This window comes from Escherichia sp. E2748, from assembly GCF_005781125.1.
In the GTDB taxonomy this organism is placed as follows: domain Bacteria; phylum Pseudomonadota; class Gammaproteobacteria; order Enterobacterales; family Enterobacteriaceae; genus Escherichia.
Window position 1 is genome coordinate 1 of record NZ_VATP01000054.1, and the last position, 2162, is coordinate 2162.

Sequence of the window (2162 nt, forward strand, 5' to 3'; positions counted from 1 at the left end):
CTTCGCCCGGGCAAAATGCTTTCTAAAATCGCCTGTTTTGCTGCCAGTATCGGAATGAGCATTCTGACGCAGAAGGCCACCACAGCCCTTCCGCATCCGGTCAATGCCGCCACCGGGGCCAAATACCTGGCCGATGACGATGACTTCGACTTCAGCCTGCCGGGCCACTTTCCGCTGGACTGGCAGCGCGTGTACAGCAGTCGTGACGAACGCACGGAAGGGATGTTTGGTCAGGGCTGGAGTGTGATGTATGAAGTGAGCCTCGTGCGCACACCGGGTAACGTGGACGAAAACTGCATGACCTTTGTGTCGGGCATGGGGCGACGCCTGGATATGGAAGCCGTACTGCCGGGGGGCGGGTTTTACAGCCCCGGCGAAGGACTGGCAGTACGGCGTGGTGAGCAGGGGCACTGGCTTATCAGCAGCGATGACGGACAGTTTTTTTTGTTTGAGGCCGACCCGCATCACCCGCAGCGCCAGCGGCTGAAAATGCTGGGCGACCGTAACAGCAACTGTCTGAATCTGTACTACGACGACCGGGGACGCATCACTGAAATCAGCGGCGAACAGCAGCGTCCGTGCATCCGTCTGTATTACGAACTGGCGGCGCATCCCCGGCGGGTGACACAGATTTATCAGCATTTCCCTGAGGCTGCTCCTTTACTGCTGCGTCGTTACAGCTATGACGAGGCCGGCCACCTGAACGGCGTGTACGACAGCACGGGGCACCTGCTGCGTGAGTTTGCTTACGACGAAAACCACTGCATGACGCTGCACCGCCAGCCTGGCGGCGAAGGATATTATTACCAGTGGGGCTGGTATGAAGGGCCGGATGATGCAGGCTGGCGCGTGACGGGCCACCATACTGACAGTGGCGCACAATACCGTCTGGACTGGCGGATGGCTGAACGTGTGGTATGCGTGACAGACGGGATGGGCCGGACCCGCTTTCATCAGTGGGATGCACAGAATCAGGTGACGGCGTACCAGGACGAAGCCGGGCAGGTGATGACGTTCCGCTGGAGCGACGAAGAACGACTGTTGCTGGGGATGACCGACGCTCAGGGCGGCAAATGGCGCTATGTGTATGACCGCCTGGGGCATATCACGGAGACGCACGACCCGCTCGGGCGGGTGACACAGACACAGTGGCACCCGGTGTGGCACGAACCGGAAACGGAAGTGGATGCAGCGGGGAACAGCTGGCGCTGTGAGTACGATGAACGCGGCAATCTTCTTGCCGTGACCGACCCGCTGCAACAGAACACCCGGTATCAGTATGACCGCCACGGCCAGGTGGTACAGATAACCGATGCCCGTGGGGGGAATAAATACCTTCAGTGGAACGAAGACGGGCAGCTCATGCGACATACGGACTGTTCCGGCGCGCAGACGGCCTGGTTCTACGACGAACGCACGCGGCTGATACGGATGACTGACGCGCAGAGCCACAGCACCCGCTACGGGTATGACGACAGCGGTCACCTGGTGGAGGTGATACTGGCGGACGGCCGCACGGTGAATTACCAGTCAGACGCGGCGGGCAGGCTGGTGAAGTACACCAGCCCGATGGGGAGGATAACGCGCTGGCAACGCGACGGGCAGGGCCGGGTGCGCAGCCGGACGGACGCGACGGGACGCAGGACGGCGTTCGGGTACGACGCCTACGGGCGGCTGACCCGGCTGACAAACGAGAACGGAGAAAGCTATCAGTTCCGCCACGATGTGCTGGACCGTCTGGCGGAGCAGATAAACCCGGACGGTTGCCGCCAGGCGTACCGTTACAACGCGCTGAACGCGGTCACGGAAGTGGTGTTCACCGGGGACAGGGGCGGTGAAATCCGTCACCGGCTGGCGCGTGATGCGGTGGGCCGGCTCACGGCAAAGGAGACAGCCGACAGCCGTACGGAATACGTCTGTGATGCGGCAGACCAGTTACTGGAAATCCGCCGCCGGCGGTCGGATGCCGGGGAAACGGACGCACCGGAGATTATCCGTTTCAGTTACGACAGACTGGGGCGGATGCTGACTGAGGAGACGGCGCAGGGCGTCTTAACCCATCAGTACGATGAACTCAGCAACCGGACTGCCACCACCTTTCCGGACGGCAGAACGCAGCGCCATCTGTACTACGGGAGCGGCCATCTCCAGCAGATAAATCT

Annotated in this window: 1 protein-coding gene; it reads left to right on the forward strand. The window is 61.4% G+C overall.

The genetic code is table 11. The features are described from left to right. Positions 1-2162: DUF6531 domain-containing protein (locus tag FEK42_RS22680; RefSeq protein WP_138211988.1), on the forward strand; the 2162-nt coding region annotated here is incomplete at both ends.